At 73.4% G+C, this 19012-nt stretch carries 14 protein-coding genes; 6 read left to right on the top strand and 8 right to left on the bottom strand.

Annotation, left to right across the window (positions count from 1 at the left end; translation table 11 throughout):
- Positions 1-62 precede the first annotated feature (62 nt).
- The 4 genes from ABZW14_RS22155 to ABZW14_RS22140 are packed head-to-tail and all read right to left on the bottom strand — an operon-like array spanning position 63 to position 5488.
- Positions 63-2276 carry an alpha-galactosidase gene (locus ABZW14_RS22155; RefSeq protein ID WP_355349520.1) on the bottom strand — a complete coding sequence of 738 codons (2214 nt, stop codon included), beginning with the start codon at positions 2274-2276 and terminating at the stop codon, positions 63-65.
- A complete protein-coding gene (locus tag ABZW14_RS22150; protein ID WP_355349517.1) occupies positions 2273-3184 on the bottom strand; it encodes a carbohydrate ABC transporter permease in 912 nt (303 codons plus the stop codon). Before ABZW14_RS22150 ends, ABZW14_RS22155 begins: the two co-directional genes overlap by 4 nt.
- Positions 3181-4137, bottom strand: a complete 957-nt coding sequence (locus ABZW14_RS22145; RefSeq protein WP_355349514.1) for a sugar ABC transporter permease — start codon at positions 4135-4137, stop codon at positions 3181-3183. Before ABZW14_RS22145 ends, ABZW14_RS22150 begins: the two co-directional genes overlap by 4 nt.
- 22 nt (positions 4138-4159) lie before the next feature.
- A complete protein-coding gene (locus ABZW14_RS22140) occupies positions 4160-5488 on the bottom strand; it encodes an ABC transporter substrate-binding protein (RefSeq protein WP_355349511.1) in 1329 nt (442 codons plus the stop codon).
- A 279-nt stretch (positions 5489-5767) separates the two neighbouring features.
- Between ABZW14_RS22140 and ABZW14_RS22135 the strand changes: the two genes are divergently transcribed.
- From ABZW14_RS22135 to ABZW14_RS22125, 3 genes are all read left to right on the top strand, one after another.
- Positions 5768-7771 carry a beta-galactosidase gene (locus tag ABZW14_RS22135; protein ID WP_355349508.1) on the top strand — a complete coding sequence of 668 codons (2004 nt, stop codon included), beginning with the start codon at positions 5768-5770 and terminating at the stop codon, positions 7769-7771.
- A 40-nt stretch (positions 7772-7811) separates the two neighbouring features.
- Positions 7812-8588, top strand: a complete 777-nt coding sequence (locus tag ABZW14_RS22130) for a DeoR/GlpR family DNA-binding transcription regulator (RefSeq protein ID WP_355349505.1) — start codon at positions 7812-7814, stop codon at positions 8586-8588.
- 103 nt (positions 8589-8691) lie between these two features.
- The gene (locus ABZW14_RS22125; protein WP_355349502.1) at positions 8692-9648 is read left to right on the top strand and encodes a sporulation protein; all 957 of its coding nucleotides are present in this window, start codon (positions 8692-8694) and stop codon (positions 9646-9648) included.
- Positions 9649-9710: 62 nt separating this feature from the next.
- On the opposite strand, the gene ABZW14_RS22120 is transcribed toward ABZW14_RS22125, so the two are convergent.
- Positions 9711-10088 carry a hypothetical protein gene (locus tag ABZW14_RS22120; protein WP_355349499.1) on the bottom strand — a complete coding sequence of 126 codons (378 nt, stop codon included), beginning with the start codon at positions 10086-10088 and terminating at the stop codon, positions 9711-9713.
- A gap of 342 nt (positions 10089-10430) precedes the next feature.
- On the opposite strand from ABZW14_RS22120, the gene ABZW14_RS22115 reads away from it, so the two are divergent.
- Positions 10431-10853 (top strand): hypothetical protein, encoded by a 423-nt coding sequence (locus ABZW14_RS22115; RefSeq protein ID WP_355349496.1) that lies wholly within the window; start codon positions 10431-10433, stop codon positions 10851-10853.
- A 57-nt stretch (positions 10854-10910) separates the two neighbouring features.
- Here the strand turns inward: ABZW14_RS22115 and ABZW14_RS22110 are convergent, their stop codons facing one another.
- Both ABZW14_RS22110 and ABZW14_RS22105 read right to left on the bottom strand, forming a co-directional pair.
- Positions 10911-13130 carry an AAA family ATPase gene (locus ABZW14_RS22110; protein ID WP_355349611.1) on the bottom strand — a complete coding sequence of 740 codons (2220 nt, stop codon included), beginning with the start codon at positions 13128-13130 and terminating at the stop codon, positions 10911-10913.
- Between the two features lie 279 nt (positions 13131-13409).
- Entirely contained in the window at positions 13410-14531 is a 1122-nt protein-coding gene (locus ABZW14_RS22105; RefSeq protein ID WP_355349493.1) for a sigma-E factor regulatory protein RseB domain-containing protein, read from the bottom strand.
- A 97-nt stretch (positions 14532-14628) separates the two neighbouring features.
- Here ABZW14_RS22105 and ABZW14_RS22100 point away from each other — a divergent pair, with 97 nt between their 5' ends.
- Together ABZW14_RS22100 and ABZW14_RS22095 are read left to right on the top strand one after the other, a co-directional pair.
- Positions 14629-15285: a response regulator transcription factor gene (locus ABZW14_RS22100; protein WP_154225465.1), complete on the top strand. Its 657-nt coding sequence runs from the start codon at positions 14629-14631 to the stop codon at positions 15283-15285.
- Positions 15282-16733: a HAMP domain-containing sensor histidine kinase gene (locus ABZW14_RS22095; protein ID WP_355349490.1), complete on the top strand. Its 1452-nt coding sequence runs from the start codon at positions 15282-15284 to the stop codon at positions 16731-16733. The genes ABZW14_RS22100 and ABZW14_RS22095 overlap by 4 nt, the downstream gene beginning before the upstream one ends.
- A 7-nt stretch (positions 16734-16740) precedes the next feature.
- Here the strand turns inward: ABZW14_RS22095 and ABZW14_RS22090 are convergent, their stop codons facing one another.
- Positions 16741-18963, bottom strand: coding sequence for a hypothetical protein (locus ABZW14_RS22090; protein ID WP_355349487.1), 2223 nt, complete (start codon positions 18961-18963; stop codon positions 16741-16743).
- Between the last annotated feature and the right edge of the window lie 49 nt (positions 18964-19012).

Here is a 19012-nt window from a genome sequence, read left to right as displayed (position 1 = left end):
GATGCGGACGGCTCGGCGGCCGGAAGTTTCGAGCCCCTTCCGGCCGCCGAGCTGAGCGGTCCTCAGCCCGCCGCGGTGACCTCCAGCAGCAACGCCTGCTCGGGGTGCAGCGCGGGCAGTTGCAACCCGACCGACCCGAGCACCGACCCGCTCAGCGTCACTCCGTCGTCCGAGGCCAGCCACGCCGGCGGGACCAGTTCCAGCAGGGCCGGCTCCGGCACCCCGGCCGGCGGCCGGACCCGGTAGCGCCGCGCCGGGTCCAGCCCCGGCAGCCGCACCGCGCCCGGCACCTGCGCCGCCGAGGTGGCCAGGCGGGAGACCGCGTACACCGCGTGGGAGCCGTCGTGGGCGACCACGCCGTGAGCCTGGACGGCCGGGTCCGGATGGTCGACGCGGACCACCCGGCCGCCGTGCAGCAGCGGGCGGAGCCGCTTGTGCAGCGCCACCCAGGCGGCGAGCTCGATCCGCTCGGTCGCGCTGATCCCGCTGATGTCCCACTCGATGCCGTGGTGGCCGAAGAGCGCGGTGACCGCCCGGAAGCCCAGGTCGTGCACCCGGTGGGTGGTGTGCGAGCGCTCCGGTCCGATGTGGGTGCCGATCAGCTCGGGCGGCAGCAGCAGGCCGGTCCAGCGCTGGATCGACAACCGCTCCAGGGCGTCGTTGCAGTCGCTGGCCCAGACCCGGTCGGTGCGGCGCAGGATCTCCAGGTCCACCCGGGCCCCGCCGGAGGAGCAGCTCTCGATCTCCACCTGCGGGTGCCGGGCACGCAGGTCGTCGAGGAGCCGGTAGACGGCCACGGTCTGCGCGTGCACGCCCGGCCGGCCGCCGTGCCCGGCCTCGGTGAGGTCCCGGTTGTGGTCCCACTTCAGGTACGCGATCCCGTCGTGCTCGCTGAGCACCGCGTCCAGCCGGGCGAGCAGGTGGGCGTACGCGTCCGGGTGCGCCAGGTCCAGCACCTGCTGGTGCCGCCACTCCGGCGGCAGCCGGCCGGGCGCCTGGAGCACCCAGTCCGGGTGGGCCCGGAACAGGTCCGAGTCCGGGTTGACCATCTCCGGCTCGACCCACAGCCCGAACTGCATGCCGTGCTTGCGGACGTGGTCGATGAGGGGTTGCAGCCCGCCCGGCCAGACCTCGTCGTCCACCCACCAGTCGCCGAGCCCCGCCCGGTCGTGTCGCCGGCCGCGGAACCAGCCGTCGTCCAGCACGAAGCGTTCCACGCCCACCTCGGCGGCGCGGTCGGCGAGACCCGTCAGCCGGTCCAGGTCGTGGTCGAAGTAGACCGCCTCCCAGACGTTCAGCGTCACCGGGCGCGGGCCGCGCGGGTGTTCCGGGCGGGCGCGCAGGTGGGTGTGCAGCACGTCGCTCAACCCGTCGAGCCCGTCGGCGGAGTGCACCGCGTGAAGCAGGGGAGTGGCGTACTCCTCGCCCGGGCCGAGCAGCATCTCGCCGGGGGCGAGCAGCTCACCGCCGCCCAGGGTGGCCTCGCCGGTCGGCCGGCGCTCGGCGACCGTGACGTGGTCGCCGCTCCACGCCGTGTGCACCGCCCACACCTCGCCGTGCCCGAAACCAAAACCGGGGGTGCCGGCGACCAGCAGCAGGGTGGCGTCGTGACCGGTCCGCCCGTGCCGTCCCTCGCGCACCCAGGCGCCCATCGGCCACCGGTGCCGCTGCGGCGCGCGCTCGCGGCACCAGCGCCCGGTCAGGTCGAGCAGTTCGGTGGCGACCGCCGGCACCGGCAGCACCGGCGTCAGCTCGCGTACCTCGTAGGGCCGGTCGCCGTCGTTGCGCAGCCGGTGCCGCACGGTGAGCAGCCCCGCCGGGGTCAGGGTGATCTCGACGGTCAGCGACAGCCCGGCGCCCGGGTCCGCGGCCCGCACGGTCACTCGCGCGGCACCGGCCCCGTCGCGGTCCCGCGCCTGCTCGGATACGCGCACCGCCTCCCCGCCCCCGGCCACGTGGCCCGGTTCCGGGGCGTCGTCGGCCACGTCGATCCCCGCCAGGCGGAAGGCGGTCGACCAGTCCCGGCCGTCCCGGTGCCCGGCCAGGCCGGGCCGGCCGCTCCAGCCGGCGCTCGGCTCGGGCAGCAGCGACAGCACGGTCGGCGCGTCGAAGCTGCTCGGCACCACCGGCGGGACGGTGGCGTCGACCAGCGCGGGCAGGTCGGCGGCGTGCAGCGGCCCGAGGTCGGCGCCCCAGTGCACGACCCGGGGCAGGCCGGGGCCGCGCGCGTCGAGCACCAGGCTGGTCCGCGCGCGGCGCAGGTGGACGATGCTCATCCCTTGCTGGCTCCCAGGGTGAGGCCCCGGACGAACTGCTTCTGCAACAGGAAGAAGATCACCAGGGTGGGGATGGCGACCAGCACGGAGCCGGCCGAGACGAGGTTGTTGTCGGTGAAGAACTCGCCGCGCAGGTTGTTCAGCGAGCTGGTCACCGGGAACTTGTCGCCGGTGCGCATGAGCACGGTGGCCCAGAAGAACTCGTTGTAGATCCAGGTCACCTCCAGCGTCGCCAGCGCGGCCAGGGCCGGCCGGCACAGCGGCATGGTCACCTGCCAGTACTGCCGCCAGACGCTGGCCCCGTCGACCATCGCGGCCTCGTACAGCTCGTGCGGCAGGGCCTTCATGTAGTTGCTCAGCACGAAGACGCAGAAGCCGCACTGGAAGGCGACGTTGACCAGGATCAGCCCCCAGTAGCTGTCGTAGAGCAGCTCCGAGTCGCTCATCCACGCCGGTAGCGGGACCTCGGTGAACATCCGGAACAGCGGGATGAGCAGGGCCTGCTGGGGCAGCAGGTTCGCCGCGGTGAAGAGGCCGAGCAGGGCGATGTTGAACTTCCAGCTGAACCGGGCGATCACGAACGCCACGGACGAGGCGAGGAAGAGGGTCAGCAGCACGGCCGGCACCGTGATGTAGACCGAGTTGAGGAAGTGCTTGCCGAACTCGGCGGTCCGCCAGGCGGTGACGTAGTTGTCGAACGTCCAGCCGCCGAGCGAGACGTAGCCGTGGGTGGCGGTGTACTGGTACGAGCGCAGTGAGGTCAGCACCGCCCAGAGGATCGGGAAGAGCCAGCCGACCGCCACCGCGGCGAGGAAGACGTGCAGGACCACCCGGGCGGGCCGCAGCGGCCGGCGGCGGCCGGGCCGCGCCGCGGTGTCGGGGTCACGGGTCAGGGTCGCGCTGCTCATCGCCGGTCCTCCCGCATCACGGTGAACAGGTAGAGGGTGATGAAGACCAGGGAGACGACCAGCATGATCGTGGCCAGGGCCGAGCCGAAGCCGATCCGGCTGGCCTCGCCCACCACGTTCGCGGTGACCAGCGCGGAGATCAGTTCGAGGCCGTTGCGTCCCTTGTTGATGACCCAGACGAGGTCGAACGCGCGCAGCGACTCGATCACCGTCACCACCAGCACGATGATGTTGATGGGTCGCAGCACCGGGAAGACGACCCGGAAGAAGGTGCTGACCTCGGAGGAGCCGTCCACGGCGGCGGCCTCGCGCAGGGAGGGGTCGACGCCCTTCAGGCCGGCCAGGTAGAGCAGCATGATGTAGCCGACGTGCCGCCAGCCGGCCGCGAAGAGCACCGCCCAGATGTTGACGTTCGGGTCGCCGTACCAGTCGGTGTGTGTGCCGAGCAGCGCGTTGAGCAGGCCTTGGTCGCGGCTGTAGATGAGCTGCCAGACGAAGCCGATCAGCGCCAGCGAGAGCACCACCGGCAGGTAGAGGGCGGTCTGGTAGAACCGGCTGCCGCGCAGCTCCTTGTCGAGCAGCACGGCGAGGAACATGCCGAACGGCGTGGCCACCACGAAGAGGGCGGCCAGCCAGAGCAGGTTGTTCTGGATCGCCGGTACGAACGGCGGGTAGATGCTCACCACGTCGTCGTAGTTCTTCAGGCCGACCCAGTCGATGTCGGCGAGCGGGCCGATGCCGTCCCAGTTGGTGCCGGAAAGCGCCACGGTGGCCAGCGCCGGCAGCCAGACCAGGGCCACCACGAGCAGCAGCGGCACGAGCACCATCAGCGTGATCACCACGCGGTCGGTGCCGGACAGGAGCCGTAGCCGGCGGCCGCGACCACGCGTGGCGGTGGTCGCGGCCGGCGGCGGCACGGCGCGGTCCGCTTGGACCAGGGGCAGGTCGGACACGATGTCCTCCCCCTTTCCGCCGTCAGCTGGTGAAGATGGACTTCTTCTGGTTCTCGATGCTGGTCAGCAGGCCGCTGATGTCCTTCGGGTCCTTGATGAACTGCTGCAGCGCCGGGATCATGACGGTCGAGGCGAAGTCCGGCCGGGTGTCCCGGTCGAGGAACTGGGCGATCTCGGTGGCGGAGCCGACCAGCTCGGCGGCCTTCTTCTGCAGGGCCGTGTAGCCGGCCGTGTCGCCGCCCGTGTTGGCGACCAGCGTGCTGGGGTCGTTCTTGACGGTGATGTTCGCGGCGTCCTTGGAGCCCAGGTACTCCACCAGCTTCTTGGCGGTGGCCTCGGACTTCGGCTTGCGGGCCATCATGTAGCCGTCGATCGGGGCGTCCAGGGCCTTCGCGCCGATGGTCGAGTCGACCTCGGGGAAGGTGAAGAAGTCCAGGTCGTCCTGCTCGTCGTTGTTGAACTGCTGCGCGACGAAGAGGCCGAGCAGGTACATGCCGCTCTTCTTCTGCTGCAGCGACTGGGCCGCCTCCTGCCAGGTCCGGCCCAGGGAGTCCGGCTGGTGCAGCGGCAGCAGCCCCGCCCAGGCGTCGAAGACCTTCTTGACCTTGTCGGAGGTCCACGCCTCCTTGCCGGCCATCAGGTCGACGTGGAACTGGTAGCCGTTGATCCGAAGGTTGAGGATGTCGAAGGTGCCCATCGCCGGCCAGCCGTCCTTGTCGGCGAAGGCGATCGGGTTGAGGCCGTCCTTCTTCATCTGCGCGCCGAGGGCGTTCAGGTCGTCCAGCGTCTTCGGCACCTGGTAGCCGTGCTGCTGCCACACCGACTTGCGGTAGAAGACCGCCCACGGGTAGTAGGACGCCGGCACGAAGTACTGCTTGCCGTCGTCGCCGGTGGACGCCTTCTTGAACGCGTCCGAGTAGCCGGACAGCTTGCCCCAGACGTCGCTCAGGTCGCCGGCCAGGCCCTTGGCGGCGAAGAACCGCATCCGGTAGCCGGCGAACCAGGTGAACACGTCGTCCGGCTTGCCCTGCAGGTAGTTGTTGATGTTCTCCTGGAACGTGTTGTGGTCGACCGTGTTGATGTTGACGGTGACCCCGGACGAGGTCTTGAAGCCGTCCATCACCTTGGCGATGACGTCCTTCGGCTTCGGGTCCGACTGGTTCGACCCGAGCGACACGGTCTTCGCGTCCCCGCCCGAGTCGGAGTCGGAGCCGCAGCCGGCGAGCAGTCCCGTGCCGAGCAGCGCGCCCGCGCCGGCCGCGCCGGCCAGCAGTGAGCGGCGGTTCAGGCCGGCGACGGACGGGGGTACGAGTCGGGCGAGGTACTCGGCTTGCGAGCGGGGACGGGACATTGTGCCTCCTGCGTGGAAGAGGTGCGCTGCGCCCAAGGGCCGTGATCGGTGGCGGGGATAGGTGTTCATGCCGGCCGCCGTAGATCCACCGTGAATCCACACGTCCGAACACAAACAGCCGGTGGCGGTTGAAGCTACCCCTTGGTTCGGCGCTGTCAAGAGGGCGGAAGGACAGCGATAACCCAGTTGTGACACGGGGAAGAGACGGTAAACGTTGGAATTTCTGTCGATGTTGGAAAGTGTTGACTTGGGTGCCGTTCGGGGGCACCCTCTGCTCTCATGCGGAACTGGCACGGCGAGCACATCTGGTACGGCGCCGACTACAACCCGGAGCAGTGGCCCGAGGAGACCTGGGCCGAGGACGTCGAGCTGATGCGCCGGGCCGGGGTCAACCTCGTCTCGGTCGGGATCTTCTCCTGGGCCCTGCTGGAACCCGCTCCCGGCCGCTTCGAGTTCGGCTGGCTGGACCGGGCGCTCAACCTGCTGCACGACGGCGGGATCAGCGTCGACCTGGCCACCGCCACCGCCAGCCCGCCGCCCTGGCTGGCCCACCGGCACCCGGAGACGCTGCCCCGCCGCGCCGACGGCACGATCCTCTGGCCCGGCGGCCGGCAGGCGTACTGCCCCAGCTCGCCGGTGTTCCGGGAGCGCTCGCTCGCCCTGGTCGAGGCCGTCGCCGGCCGGTACGCCGACCACCCGGCCGTCGTCATGTGGCACGTGTCCAACGAGCTGGGCTGCCACAACGTGCACTGCCACTGCGACGTCAGCGCCGAGGCGTTCCGCGGCTGGCTGCGCGAGCGCTACGGCGACCTGGACGCGCTCAACGTCGCCTGGGGCACCGCGTTCTGGAGCCAGCGCTACCACGACTGGGCCGAGGTCAACCCGCCGCGCAGCGCCCCGACCTTCGCCAACCCCACCCAGCAGCTGGACTTCCTGCGCTTCTCCTCCGACGAGCAGCGCGCCCAGCTGCGCGCGGAGCGGGAGCTGCTGACCCGGCTCACCACCCAGCCGGTCACCACGAACTTCATGATCGGCACCGGCATCAAGTACCTCGACTACCACTCCTGGGCCGCCGACGTGGACCTGGTCTCCAACGACCACTACCTCACCGCCGCCGATCCGGAGCCGCAGCTCGGCCTGGCGCTGGCCGCCGACCACACCCGGGGCGTCGCCGCCGGTGACCCGTGGCTGCTCATGGAACACTCCACGAGCGCCGTGAACTGGCAGCCGCGCAACGTCGCCAAGACCCCCGGCCAGTTGCGCCGCAACAGCCTCGCCCACGTGGCGCGCGGCGCCGACGGGGTGCTGTTCTTCCAGTGGCGGGCCTCCCGGGCGGGGGCGGAGAAGTTCCACTCCGCGCTGGTCCCGCACGCCGGCCCGGAGACCAAGGTGTTCCGCGAGGTCTGCCGGCTCGGCGCCGACCTCCAGGCCCTCGCGGAGGTACGCGGCAGCCGGGTCGACGCCGACGTGGCCGTCCTCTTCGACTACGAGGCCTGGTGGGGTGCCGAACTCGACTCCCACCCCAGCGTCGACGTCACCTACGCCGACCGGCTCACCGCGCTGCACGGCGCCCTCTGGCGGGCCGGGGTCACCGCCGACGTGGTGCACCCGTCGACCGACCTGTCCCGCTACCGGCTGGTCCTGGTGCCCACCCTCTACCTGGTCCGCGACGCCGACGCCGACGCGCTGCGCCGCTACGTCGAGGCGGGCGGGACCGCGCTGGTCACCTACTTCAGCGGCATCGTCGACGAGCACGACCACATCCGGCTGGGCGGCTACCCGGGCGCGTTCCGGGACCTGCTCGGCGTACGCACCGAGGAGTTCTTCCCGCTCCGGGCCGGCGAGTCGGTCCGCCTCGACGACGGCGCCACCGCCGACGTGTGGACCGAGTGGCTGCACGCCGAGGGCGCCGACGTGCTCGCCTCGTACGCCGACGGGCCGCTGCCCGGTGTGCCGGCGCTGACCCGGCACGCGGTCGGCGCGGGCGCGGCCTGGTACCTCGGCACCCGGCTCGACCGGGCGGCCACCGACCGGCTGGTCGCCCGGCTGCTCGCCGAGGCCGGCGTGCGCCCGGCGGCGACCGCGCCCGAGGGCGTCGAGGTGGTCCGCCGCCGGTCCGACGACCGGAGCTGGCTGTTCGTCATCAACCACACCGACGCCGAGGCCCGGCTGGCGGTCACCGGCGCCGAACTGCTCGGCGGCGGCCGGTGCGACGGCGAGCTGGTGGTCCCGGCGGGGGAGGTGGCGGTGGTCCGCGAGGAGACTCTGGCCCGTCCCGCGTGATCCCGCGTACCGTGCCGCCCGTGCGCCTGAAGGAGGTTCGATGCTCGCCCAGCAACGGCAGAGCGCCATCCTGGAGCTGATCCGCCAGCGCGGCGGCGTCCGGGTCAGCCACCTGGTCAGCCGCTTCGGGGTGTCGGACATGACCATCCGGCGGGACCTGGAGGTGCTCGCCGAGCGGGGCCTGGTCGACAAGGTCCACGGGGGAGCGACGCTGGCCGGTCCCGGCTCGGCCGAGGAGCCGGGCTTCGCGGCCAAGTCGATCCGGCAGCAGGCCGAGAAGCGTGCCATCGTCGAGCGGGCCGCCGGCCTGGTCGAGCCCGGCATGGCGATCGCGCTCTCCGCCGGCACCACCACCGCGGCCCTGGCCGCCCGGCTCGCCGACGTGCGGGGCCTGACCGTGGTCACCAACTCGATCCCGGTCGCCGACGCCCTCTACCAGAACCCGCGCGCCGACCAGACGGTCGTGCTCACCGGCGGCATCCGCACCCCGTCGGACGCGCTGACCGGGCCGGTGGCCGAGGCGGCCATCGCCGCGCTCAACGTCGACCTGCTCTTCCTCGGCGTGCACGGCATGAGCCCGCGCACCGGGTTCACCACCCCCAACCTGCTGGAGGCGGCCGTCAACCGGCGGCTGATCGGCGCGGCCCGGCGGCTCGTGGTGCTCGCCGACCACACCAAGTGGGAGACCATCGGCATCGCCACCATCGCCCCGCTGGAGGAGGCCGACCTGCTCATCACCGACGGCGGTCTGCCACCGGAGGGACGCCGGCAGATCGGCGAGCAGGTGGGCGAGCTGATCGTCGTCGACGCCGACTGACCTGGCCGGCTTTCAGGCACTTCACAGCCGCCCAGGTTAGGGTCCCCTTCGTGGCCCCGCGCACTCCACGGTGGAGCGCGCCGACGGTGGAAGCGGAGTGGTGATGGTCTTCAAGAAGATGCTGAGCGCGTTCGGCGTGGGCGGCCCGAGCGTCGACACCGTGCTGACCAATCCCAACACCCGGCCGGGCCTGGCCCTGGACGGGCACGTCAACCTGGTCGGCGGCGACGCGCCGGCGAGCATCGAGCAGATCACCGTCGGCCTGGTCACCCGGGTCGAGATCGAGGGCGGCGACACCGAGTACGCCGGCATCATGGAGTTCCACCGGATGCCGGTGAGCGGCCCGCTCCAGCTGGCCCCGAAGCAGCAGCTGTCGATCCCGTTCCAGCTCCCGGTGCCGTGGGAGACCCCGGTCACCGACGTGTACGGCCAGCGGCTGCACGGCATGACCATGGGCCTGCGCACCGAGCTGGCGGTGGCCCGGGCTGTGGACAAGTCCGACCTGGACCAGGTGGCCGTGCACCCGCTGCCGATCCACGAGCGCATCCTCGACGCCTTCCAGGCGCTCGGTTTCCGCTTCAAGCACGCCGACCTGGAGCGCGGTCACATCCGTGGGGTGCAGCAGACGCTGCCCTTCTACCAGGAGATCGAGTTCTTCGCCGCGCCCCAGTACGCCGGGTCGGTCAACGAGGTCGAGCTGACCTTCGTGACCAGCCAGCACGGTGTCGAGGTGATCCTGGAGTGCGACAAGCGCGGCGGCTTCCTCAGCGCCGGGCACGACGCCTTCGGCCGGTACGCCGTCCCGCACAGCGACGCGGGCCGCACCGACTGGGTGCAGGTGGTCGACGGCTGGCTGCGGGAGACCACCTCGCGCTTCGGCAGCCTGCGTGCCCAGGGCTTCGGCGCGCCGCACGGGCACTACGGGCACCAGGGCCACCGCGGCTCGGGCATGGGCGCCATGCTGGGCGGCGCCGCGCTCGGCGTGGCGGGCGGCCTGGTCGCCGGTGAGCTGATCGAGGACGCCTTCGAGGGCGACTTCGGAGACTTCGGCGAGGAGTGACGGCACGCGACGATGCCCCCGGGTGAACCCCGGGGGCATCGTCGTCTCAGGTGTGGCTCCGGTCAGTGCCGGGCCTTCCGCTCCTCACCGCTGCGGAAGTTGCTTCCGGCCTTGGCCAGACCGCGGCTACCCAGGTAGCCGATGGTCAGCAGCGTGATGAAGAACCAGGCCTGCGGCGCGCGGAAGATGTCCACGCCGACCGAGTTCTTGCCGACCAGGAACGACGCCACCAGCACACCGGCGACGGCCGCCAGGTAGATCCAGAATTCGGTCGTCGCGAACGACGGCTTGGTCTCCGTGCCGGGCGACTGGATCGCCTGCCGCTGCCCGTCGTGCATCATGGGCATGGGGCGGGTCGGCGTCTCCTGCATCGCGGCCCGATTGGACATGTCCTGTGCCGGCCGGTTCATCGGCCTGGTGGATGCAGCCTGCGTGCTCATCGGTCCTCCTCAGGAATGATGAGTCGTACTCTGCACACCTCCCGCCCCGCTGCCGCAGGTCGGCCACGGCGCGGTTCGCGCACTGTGGCGGGGGCACCCTCCGTCTACCCGCGCCCCCGGAGCGGTAACGCCAGGTCCCGGCCGAATAGGAGCACCCGCCGGAGGGTCACCGCGGCCCGCTCGGCAACCGGACATCCGGGCACGGACACCGCACCGCTCCCGGTGCGCCGGAAATCCCGTCCGGCGTGCCGCACGGACCCAGGTTCGCGGGCCGGGTCCCGGTTTCAGCCCCCGGCCGGCGGGCACGCAAGGAGGATCCCGAGCATCTGCGAGGTGGTTCACGTGCGTGAGGACGACATGCGGCAGCAGGCCGCCCGGCGGGCCGAGGAGCGCGTCGCCGGCGGCGTCTACGGCGAGGGCGCGCTCGACGAGGTCACCGTGCCGCAGACCGACGTGCTGCGGGTCATCCAGGAGGATGATCCGGACGACCCGGCCCACGCCCCGGTCGACCCGAACGTGTTGCGCGACGGTGGCCCCACGCGGGGCCAGGGCGCCGTCACCACGACCGGCGGCACCGCCGGCCCGGCCAGCGTCCGGCGGGTGGCCCGCCAACCGGAGCAGCACCGGGGCACCGTGGCACCGACCACCACGGGCGACGCCACCACCGGCGGCCTGAGCACGCCGGCCGGTGGCTCCACGAGCGACGCCTCGTCGTCCGGCAGCCAGGTCGGCAACTTCACCAACGACCAGGCCAACCCGGGCTAACACCCGGCAGGAAGAAGGGGGGGCGGCTGTCGCCGCCCCCCTTCGCCGTGGGTGGGGTCAGATGGTGCGGAGGATGCCCAGGCGTTGGGTGGCGCGGGTGAGGGCGACGTAGAGGTCGCTGTGGCCGCGCGGGGACTCGGCGACGATCCGGTCCGGGTCCACCACCAGCACGGAGTCGAACTCCAGGCCCTTGGCCTGCTCGGTGGTGAGCACCACCACCCGGTTCGCCAGCTCCGGCTGCTCGCCGACGGTCGCCTCCGGCAGCGCCGCGACGACCGCCGTACCCAGCTCGTCCACCCGGCCGGCGGGCACGATCACGCCGAGCCGGCCGTCGGCCAGCCCGGCCGCCTCCCGGGCGGTGGCCCCGACCAGCTCGCCGGCGAGCCGGTCCGCCGCGACGGTCCGGTCCCACGGCGGTACGCCGCTGGCGCGTACCGAGCGGGGCGGGCGCAGCGCCGGATCGATCTCGGCGAGCACCTCGGCGGCGACCGCCATGATCTCGGCCGGGGTGCGGTAGCTGACGGTCAGCTCCTCCAGCCGCCACCGCTCCGCCACGTACGGCGCCAGCGCCTCCTGCCAGGACGGCGTGCCGGCGAGCGCCCCGGTCTGCGCCACGTCCCCGACGATGGTCATCGACCGGCTCGGGCAGCGGCGCATCAGCAACCGCCAGGCCATCGGCGACAGCTCCTGCGCCTCGTCGACGATCACGTGCCCGAAGGCCCAGGTCCGGTCGGCGGCGGCGCGCTGCGCGGTGGTGAGGTTGTCGGTCTCCTCCTGCCGCTCGGAGAGCCGGTCGGCATCGATGAGGTCGGTAACGCCGAGGATCTCGCCGCCGTCCGCCTCGTCCTCCACGTCGATCGAGCGGGAACCGCGCCAGATCTCCAGCACGCCCTCGGCGTACTCGCGTTCCAGGGCGCGGATCCGCTCCCGGCGGGCGGCGGCGGCGCGCTGGTCCTCGCCGAGCAGCTCGGCCGCCTCGTCCAGCAGCGGCACGTCGGCCGGCGTCCAGCCGCCCGGCTCCCGGTGCAACGCGGCGCGCTCCGCATCGGTGAGCATCGGCGCGGCGGCGGCGATCCGCTCCGGCGACTCGAACAGGTCGGCGAGCAGCCGCTGCGGGGTGAGGACGGGCCACAGCTCGTCCAGCGCGGCCCGGAGCTCCGGCTCATCGCGCAACTCCCGGCGGATCTCCGCCCGGTCGGCCTCGGAGAGCAGGTTCTCCCCACCGAGCGGGTCGGCCCCGATCCGCTCGGCCACCTGGTCGGCGAGCGCGTGCACGATCTCGATGTCGAACAGCGCCCGGGCCAGGTTGTGCGGGCGGTCGGTGCGGCGGACCCGGTCCCGCGCCTGCCGCACGGTCTCCGGGTCGAGGGTGAGGATCTCCCGCTGGGGCAGTTCGATCTCCAGTGGCTCGTCCGGCACCCACTGCCGGTCCCGGACGGCGTTGGCCAGCACCTCGGCCAGCACGGCGCGCCCCTTCAGCGCCGCGGTCTCCGCCGGCTCGGTGCGGCGCGCGTGCACGCCGGGGAAGAGGTCGGCCTGGGTACGCAGCAGCACGCCGGTCTCGGCCAGCGCCGGCAGCACCTGGGAGATGTAGCGGAGGAAGGTGGCGTTCGGGCCGACCAGCAGCACGCCCCGGCTGGAGAGCTGCTGCCGGTGCGTGTAGAGCAGGTATGCGGCCCGGTGCAGGGCCACCGCCGTCTTGCCCGTGCCCGGCCCGCCCTGCACCACCATGACGCCCGGCAGGTCGGCGCGGATGATCCGGTCCTGCTCGGCCTGGATGGTCTCGACGATGTCGCGCATCCGCCCGGTCCGCCCCGCGTTCAGCGCGGCGAGCAGCGACGCCTCACCGGTCACCTCCTCGTGGGCGGTGGGGGAGGCGGCGGCGATGTCGAGCACCTCGTCGTTGAGTCCGGTGACCTTCCGCTCCCGGGTACGCAGGTGCCGGCGCCGGCGGACACCCTGCGGGTTGGCGGCCGTGGCCAGGTAGAAGGCGCGGGCTGCCGGAGCGCGCCAGTCGATGAGCAGCGGGTCGTAGTCGCCCGAGGTGTCGAAGATGCCGATCCGGCCGATGTAGCGGCACGAGTCGTCGTCGCCGTCGAGGCGGCCGAAGCAGAGGCCGCTCTCCACCGCGGAGAACTGCTCGACCTGGCCGGCGTACATCCCCACGGCGGAGTCGCGCTGCGACCGGGCCTGCTGCGTACCGCCGCTGGTGCGCAGCTCCTCGGTGAGCCGCCGGGCCGCCTGGTCCCGCATGCCGTCCAGCCGGTCGTAGAGCATCGAGACGTACTCCTGCTCGCGACCGATCTCGTCGTCCTGGTGCAGCTCACCCGACACGTCGGAGTGCGTTGACAAGCCGGCTCCTCATGGCTAAAATTGCGGCAGGAATGGCTCAACGAGCCATTCCTTTTTGTGTTTGAACTGAGAAAGATACCGCGCCGCGAGGCGCCGGACCAAGCCGCGCCGGCCGCTCGCGATCACGTCACACCGCAGGTTCGCACACGAAGGCGGGGCCCGGCCGGCACACGCCGACCGGACCCCGACAGGGCCGCTCCGAACTCAGCCCTTCGCCGCCTGGTACAGCCGCTCCGGCCGCACGAGACCGGCCAGCACCCGGCCGTCATCGGTGAGCAGCACGCTGAACAGCTTGCCCGTGAGCAGCCGGCCGCTGCCCCAGTCGCCGCTCACCCGCTCCAGCCCGCCGAGCACCTTCGCCATCATGTCCGCATCCGGTCCGGCCGCCTCGCCCGGCTTCGCACCCGGCTTCGCGCCGGCCGCGCCCATCGCGTCGAGCTTCGCGACCAGCACGGTGGTCCAGCCGGTCCCGACGGTACGCACGTCCGGCCCGTCCGCGCCCCGCTCGGGGCGCTGCCGGCCGGCCGGCCCGCGCTCGTCGCCCGCCGGCTCCTCCTTGACCGTCACGCCGGGCGGCGGGTTGAACCGGAACTGGTCGGCGTCCGGGGTGCGGAAGTCGACCTGGGTGAACGCCACCTCGAACGCCGGCTCGTCCGTCCCGTCGGCGAGCACCTCGAAGCGCAGCGGCACGTGCTCCTTCGCGTCCAGTGCGACCCGCACCTGGTGCACCAGTGAGTCCCGGTCGCGCGGGGTCAGCACCAGCTCGTACACGCTGCGACCGGCGACGGTGCCGGAGCGGCCGACGGTGACCGCGGTGCTCGGGTCGATGGCCGCCAGCGCCCGGTCGGCGGCGTCGGCCGGCGTGGCCGGGGCGGACTCCAGGTCCTTCGCGTCCGCCGGCAGCGTCCGGTGTGACGCCGTGTTGGCCCGGCTGTCCCAGCTCCACACGTCGCGCCCGTTGCGCAGCAGGTCCCGCTCGCCAAGCGTGTCGACCAGGGCGAGCCGCTGCCGCTCCGGGCCGGCGTACCAGACCCGCAGCGTGTGGGTGCCGCTGACCAGGCTGGCCAGCTCGTTGCCGCCGGCCTGCCCGACGAGTGCGGCGATCGGCGGCAGCCCGAGGTCGGCCCGCTGCACGACGGTGCCGGAGAGCCCGTCGAGGCGGGACGTCCGCAGGTCCTCCAGGAGCTGGGCGGCGGTACGCGGCGGCAGCGCCGGGTCGGCCCCGGCGGCGAACGTGCCGACGGCCGCGCCGCCCCCGATCACGGCGACCCCCGCGGTCACCGGGACCAGCCAGCGGAGCACGGCGCGGTTCTTCAGTACGGACATGGTGTGCACCTCCTGACGGTAGATGCTGCACCAGGGTCGCTGTGAGAGCGCTGAGGAGATTCCCTAGGGGGTGTCACCGGATGGCACCCTTGACCCCGTGCGTGTGCTGGTGGTGGAGGACGAGACGCGGCTGGCCGCGTCGCTGCGGCGGGGCCTGCAGGCGGAGGGCTTCGTGGTGGACGTCGAGGCCACCGGCCCCGGCGGGCTCGACGCCGCCCGGCACGGCGACTACGACGCCATGATCCTGGACGTGATGCTCCCCGGCCTCTCCGGCTACGAGGTGGTGCGCCGCCTGCGCGCCGAGGAGCGCTGGCTGCCGGTGCTGATGCTCTCGGCCAAGGACGGCGAGTACGACCAGGCCGACGGCCTGGACTGCGGGGCCGACGACTACCTGACCAAGCCCTTCTCGTACGTGGTGCTGCTGGCCCGGCTGCGGGCGCTGCTGCGCCGGGGCGCGCCGGAGCGCCCGGCCGTGCTCTCGGTTGGCGACCTGCGCCTGGACCCGGCGCGGCGGCGGGTGACCCGGGCCGACGCCGAGGTGGCCCTGACCGCCCGCGAGTACGCCCTGCTCGCCTACCTGATGCGCCGCCCCGGCGAGGTGGTCTCCAAGACCGAGCTGCTGGACCACGTCTGGGACGCGGCGGTGGAGACGGCCCCGAACGCGGTCGAGGTCTACGTCGGCTACCTGCGCCGCAAGATCGGCCGAGACCGGTTGGAGACGGTCCGGGGCGCCGGCTACCGGCTGGCCACATGAGGGGCCGGCTCAGCACGCTCCTGCCCAACCTCGGGCTGCGGTCCCGGCTGCTCGCGCTCGGGGTGCTGGGCCTGGTCGTCGGCTTCGCGCTCGGCGGGGCGCTGCTGCTCGGCGCGCTCGGGTGGACGTTGCAGCGCTCCGTCGACGACGAGGCGCTCCGCACCGCGGACGCGGTCGCGCTGCTGGCCACGGAGGACGCCCTGCCCGATCCGCTGCCGGTGGCCGGCGGGCAGCTCCGCGTCCAGGTGGTCGACGGCCAGGGCCGGATCCGCGCCGCCTCGATCGACGCCGACCGGCTGGTGCCGATGCTCGGCGCCGACCAGCTGCGTGCCGGGCAGCGGCAGCGGCTCGTGGTGGACGGGCGGCGGGTCGGCCTGACCGGGCCGGTCCGGGTGGTGACCGTGCCCGCGGGCACCCCGGACGAGCCGCTCACCGTGCTGGTGGCCAAGTCGATGTCCGACGTCCGGCACAGCCTGCACGTGGTTCGGAACCTGCTGCTGGTCGGCTTCCCGCTGCTCGTGGCCGGGCTGGCCGTGGTGGCCTGGCGGGTGGTGGGGGCGACGCTGCGTCCGGTGGAGGCGCTGCGCAGCGGTGCCGCCGAGATCACCGGCCGGGCCGGGGCGGAACGGCTGCCCGTGCCGGCCGGGCGGGACGAGATCCAGCGGCTGGCGGTCACCCTCAACGACATGCTGGACCGACTGGCCGCGTCCCGGGACCGGCAGCGGGCGTTCGTCGCCGACGCCGCGCACGAGCTGCGCAGCCCGGTGACCAACATGCGTACCGAGTTGGAGGTGGCCCGGCGGCTGGGCGCCGGGACGGACTGGCCTGCGGTGGCGGAGAACCTGCTCGCCGACACCGAGCGGCTCACCCGGCTCGTCGACGACCTGCTGCTGCTGGCCCGCCTCGACGAGCAGGCCGCCCGGCCGGACCGGCCCGCGCCGCGCGCCGTCGGCCCGGTGGAGCTGGGCGAGCTGCTGTGCGGGGTGGCCGCGCGCTACCCGTCCCCGCCGCTGCGCCACGACCCGCCGCCGGGCCCGCTCTGGACCGAGGGGGACCCGGGGGAGCTGCGCCGGGTGCTGGTCAACCTGGTGGAGAACGCGCTGCGGTACGCGCACGGCGAGGTGCGGCTGGCGGTGACCGGCCCGCACCTCGACCCGCCGGTGCCCCGGCAGCGGGGTGGCGGGGCGTACCACCTGGTCACGGTGACCGACGACGGGCCGGGCATCCCGGCGGCGGACCGGGAGCGGGTCTTCGCCCGCTTCACCCGGCTGGACGACGCGCGGGCGCGCGACGCCGGCGGCGCCGGCCTCGGGCTGGCGATCGTGCGGGAGCTGGTCCGCCGGGCCGGCGGCGCCGTCGACCTGGCGGACGCCGCGCCGGAGGCGTCGGCCCCGGGGCTGCGGGTGACGGTACGGCTGCCGGCGCTGGCCGATCCGGAGGCGGACTGACCGGGCCTCAGCCGATCCGGTCGGTGAGGTCACGCACGGCGGCCTGGTACGGCGACTGTGTGTGGTAGGGCCAGTGCCGTTCGAGCGGCGGCGGCACGGTGTCCGCCGGGTCGATCGCCAGGCTGACCGGGTCGCGGAGCCGGATGTCGACGGACCGGCTTCCGGGGACGTCACACTCCGCTGGCCCGTCTCCCGACCGGGGGAAGACCGGCCCGCCGACCGGGTCCGTGTCCCGCCACAGGTTCCGCCACCGCCAGTCGAGGCGGTCGCCCAGTTCGCAGAGCGTCCGCCCGCCGAGATAGGCGGGGTAGAGGCGGGTGTAGAGCCGGCTCAGCGGGCTGCCGTGGGTCAGCAGCGCCACCCGGCGCAGAACGAACGGCGGCAGCTGCAGGATCGTGGCCGCGGCCAGGACCGAGCCGTGGCTGTGTCCTGAGATGACCACCTTGCCGCGCGCCCCGAGCGCGGACACCCGTTTGGCGAGCTCGGGGACGGCCCGGGCGGCGTAGCAGGGCGGCGCGAAGGGATGGACGGTACGGGGCCAGAAGTCGCCCAGGTCCCACAGGGCGGCCACCGTGCGTCGCGTCTCCGCCGACCGGTAGGACCGGAACGCGAGGATCATGAGGCCGATGACGAGCAGGCTGATGAGCCAGACCCCGCCGTCGGTGACGTACGCGGTCAGCAGCGTGGTCTTCGCCGGGTCCCTGGTGAGCCGGGCGACCAGCTGGGTGGGCCCGACTCCGATCAGGTCGAACGCGATGGTGGCCAGCCCCAGCGAGGACATCACGAAGAACGTGACGAGGATCGGGCCCAGCTCGTCGGTCACGTGGGAGCGGGCGATGGTCTCCCGGACGACGTCGCGGCGGGACGCCGCCCCGGGTGTCACGTCGGGGTAGTCCCGCTCGACGATCCGGCCGGCCCGGCGCCCTCTCCGCCGCCGGCTCGCCACGAGCGTGAGCGAGGCGGCCCCGGTGGCGATGAGGAGGGCGGCCAGGCCGGCCAGCGCGGCCCACCAGTAGGCGACCGGCGGGTCCAGGGGCGCGATGCCCGGGGGGTCCGGCCAGATGGGGCCGGGGAGGTAGCCGCGGTCGAGGAAGTCGGCGACCCGGAAGACCAGGGTGGCGGCGAAGGCGCCGGCGATCGTGACCGAGGCCGCCGCCACGACGGGCATGCCGAGCCCGGCGAGGACGGTCCGGCTCCCTGGGGGCCGGGGCGTCACCGTGACGAGGGCCAGCACCACCAGCAGAACGCCCTGCGCCCCGAGCAGGGCGCCGACCGCGCCCTCGTAGCCGGGCAGCTGGCCGGGCAGCGGATGGACGCCGCGCGCCAGGGCGGCGTAGCCGAGGCTCAGCGCGCTCAGCCCGAGGGTGGCCGCCGACAGTGGGCGCAGCACGCGGCGGACCTGCCGCCGGGTGGCCGGGACGGGCAGGCAGAGCAGCACTGCGCCGCACCCGGTCAGGCCGGCTGCGGCGGCGAACAGCACCCGCCCGGCGACCCCGTCCGGGGCGGAGATCCCGGCGAGCAGGCTGGCGTCCAGCGTGCCGGCGCCGATCGCCACGTGGATCTGGCGCAGCCAGGCGGGCGTCCGCTCGTCGTCCCAGAATCCCGGACCGTCGAGGCGGTCGGGCGCCCGGACGGCCTCCGGGTGCGCCTGGGGCGGACGGAACCCTTCGAGGGCCCGCGCCGACCGTGCGCCGATGCCCCAGACGACGCGCAGCGCCACCAGCGGGACGAGCGACAGCAGGGCCAGCCGGGAGCCGGTCGGCAGGTCGCCCAGCCAGGACAGGTAGGGGCGGTCCGCGCGGCACCCGTCGTAGGGCACGCACTGCCAGCCGACCAGGTCCAGCGTCACGCCGACGACGGAGAGCACGAAGGCGGCGGTCAGCGTCCCGGCGAGCAGGCGGCACAGCACCCGGAACAGGCGGGACCGGCGGGTGGCGGCCGGGCGGAGCCGGATCGCCAGGTTGCTCAGCATGAACGGCAGCAGCAACAGCATGGACGCCGTCCGCACGGCGGCGCCGGCCGTCAGCGCACCCCAGCGGTACGCCTCGACGGCGATCCCCGGAGTGGCGCCGCCCGCCGCCCCGACCCCCGGCCGGGGCCGGTAGAACCCGGCGTGCCGGTCGCCGGCGACCAGGTCCACGACCGGATGGTCGAGGATCTTCTCGGCGGTCCCGCCGGACACCCCGTGCACTCTCAACTCGACGGTCTCGCCCTCCGGTGCTGTGCCCACGCCGTCAGGGTCACAGACCGGCAGCGGGCCCAGCGCCGATACGGCGCAA

The sequence above is a fragment of the Micromonospora sp. NPDC004551 genome, from assembly GCF_040609975.1.
Classification (GTDB): domain Bacteria; phylum Actinomycetota; class Actinomycetes; order Mycobacteriales; family Micromonosporaceae; genus Micromonospora.
This window is presented reverse-complemented; position numbering and strand designations above follow the sequence as displayed.

What these genes read in the sequence shown, in the direction of transcription:
- ABZW14_RS22155 (WP_355349520.1), bottom strand. Translation starts at nt 2,276, where the DNA reads ATGAGCATCGTCCACCTGCGCCGCGCGCGGACCAGCCTGGTGCTCGAC.
- ABZW14_RS22150 (WP_355349517.1), bottom strand. Translation starts at nt 3,184, where the DNA reads ATGAGCAGCGCGACCCTGACCCGTGACCCCGACACCGCGGCGCGGCCC.
- ABZW14_RS22140 (WP_355349511.1), bottom strand. Translation starts at nt 5,488, where the DNA reads ATGTCCCGTCCCCGCTCGCAAGCCGAGTACCTCGCCCGACTCGTACCC.
- ABZW14_RS22135 (WP_355349508.1), top strand. Translation starts at nt 5,768, where the DNA reads ATGCGGAACTGGCACGGCGAGCACATCTGGTACGGCGCCGACTACAAC.
- ABZW14_RS22130 (WP_355349505.1), top strand. Translation starts at nt 7,812, where the DNA reads ATGCTCGCCCAGCAACGGCAGAGCGCCATCCTGGAGCTGATCCGCCAG.
- ABZW14_RS22125 (WP_355349502.1), top strand. Translation starts at nt 8,692, where the DNA reads ATGGTCTTCAAGAAGATGCTGAGCGCGTTCGGCGTGGGCGGCCCGAGC.
- ABZW14_RS22120 (WP_355349499.1), bottom strand. Translation starts at nt 10,088, where the DNA reads ATGAGCACGCAGGCTGCATCCACCAGGCCGATGAACCGGCCGGCACAG.
- ABZW14_RS22110 (WP_355349611.1), bottom strand. Translation starts at nt 13,130, where the DNA reads ATGCTCTACGACCGGCTGGACGGCATGCGGGACCAGGCGGCCCGGCGG.
- ABZW14_RS22105 (WP_355349493.1), bottom strand. Translation starts at nt 14,531, where the DNA reads ATGTCCGTACTGAAGAACCGCGCCGTGCTCCGCTGGCTGGTCCCGGTG.
- ABZW14_RS22095 (WP_355349490.1), top strand. Translation starts at nt 15,282, where the DNA reads ATGAGGGGCCGGCTCAGCACGCTCCTGCCCAACCTCGGGCTGCGGTCC.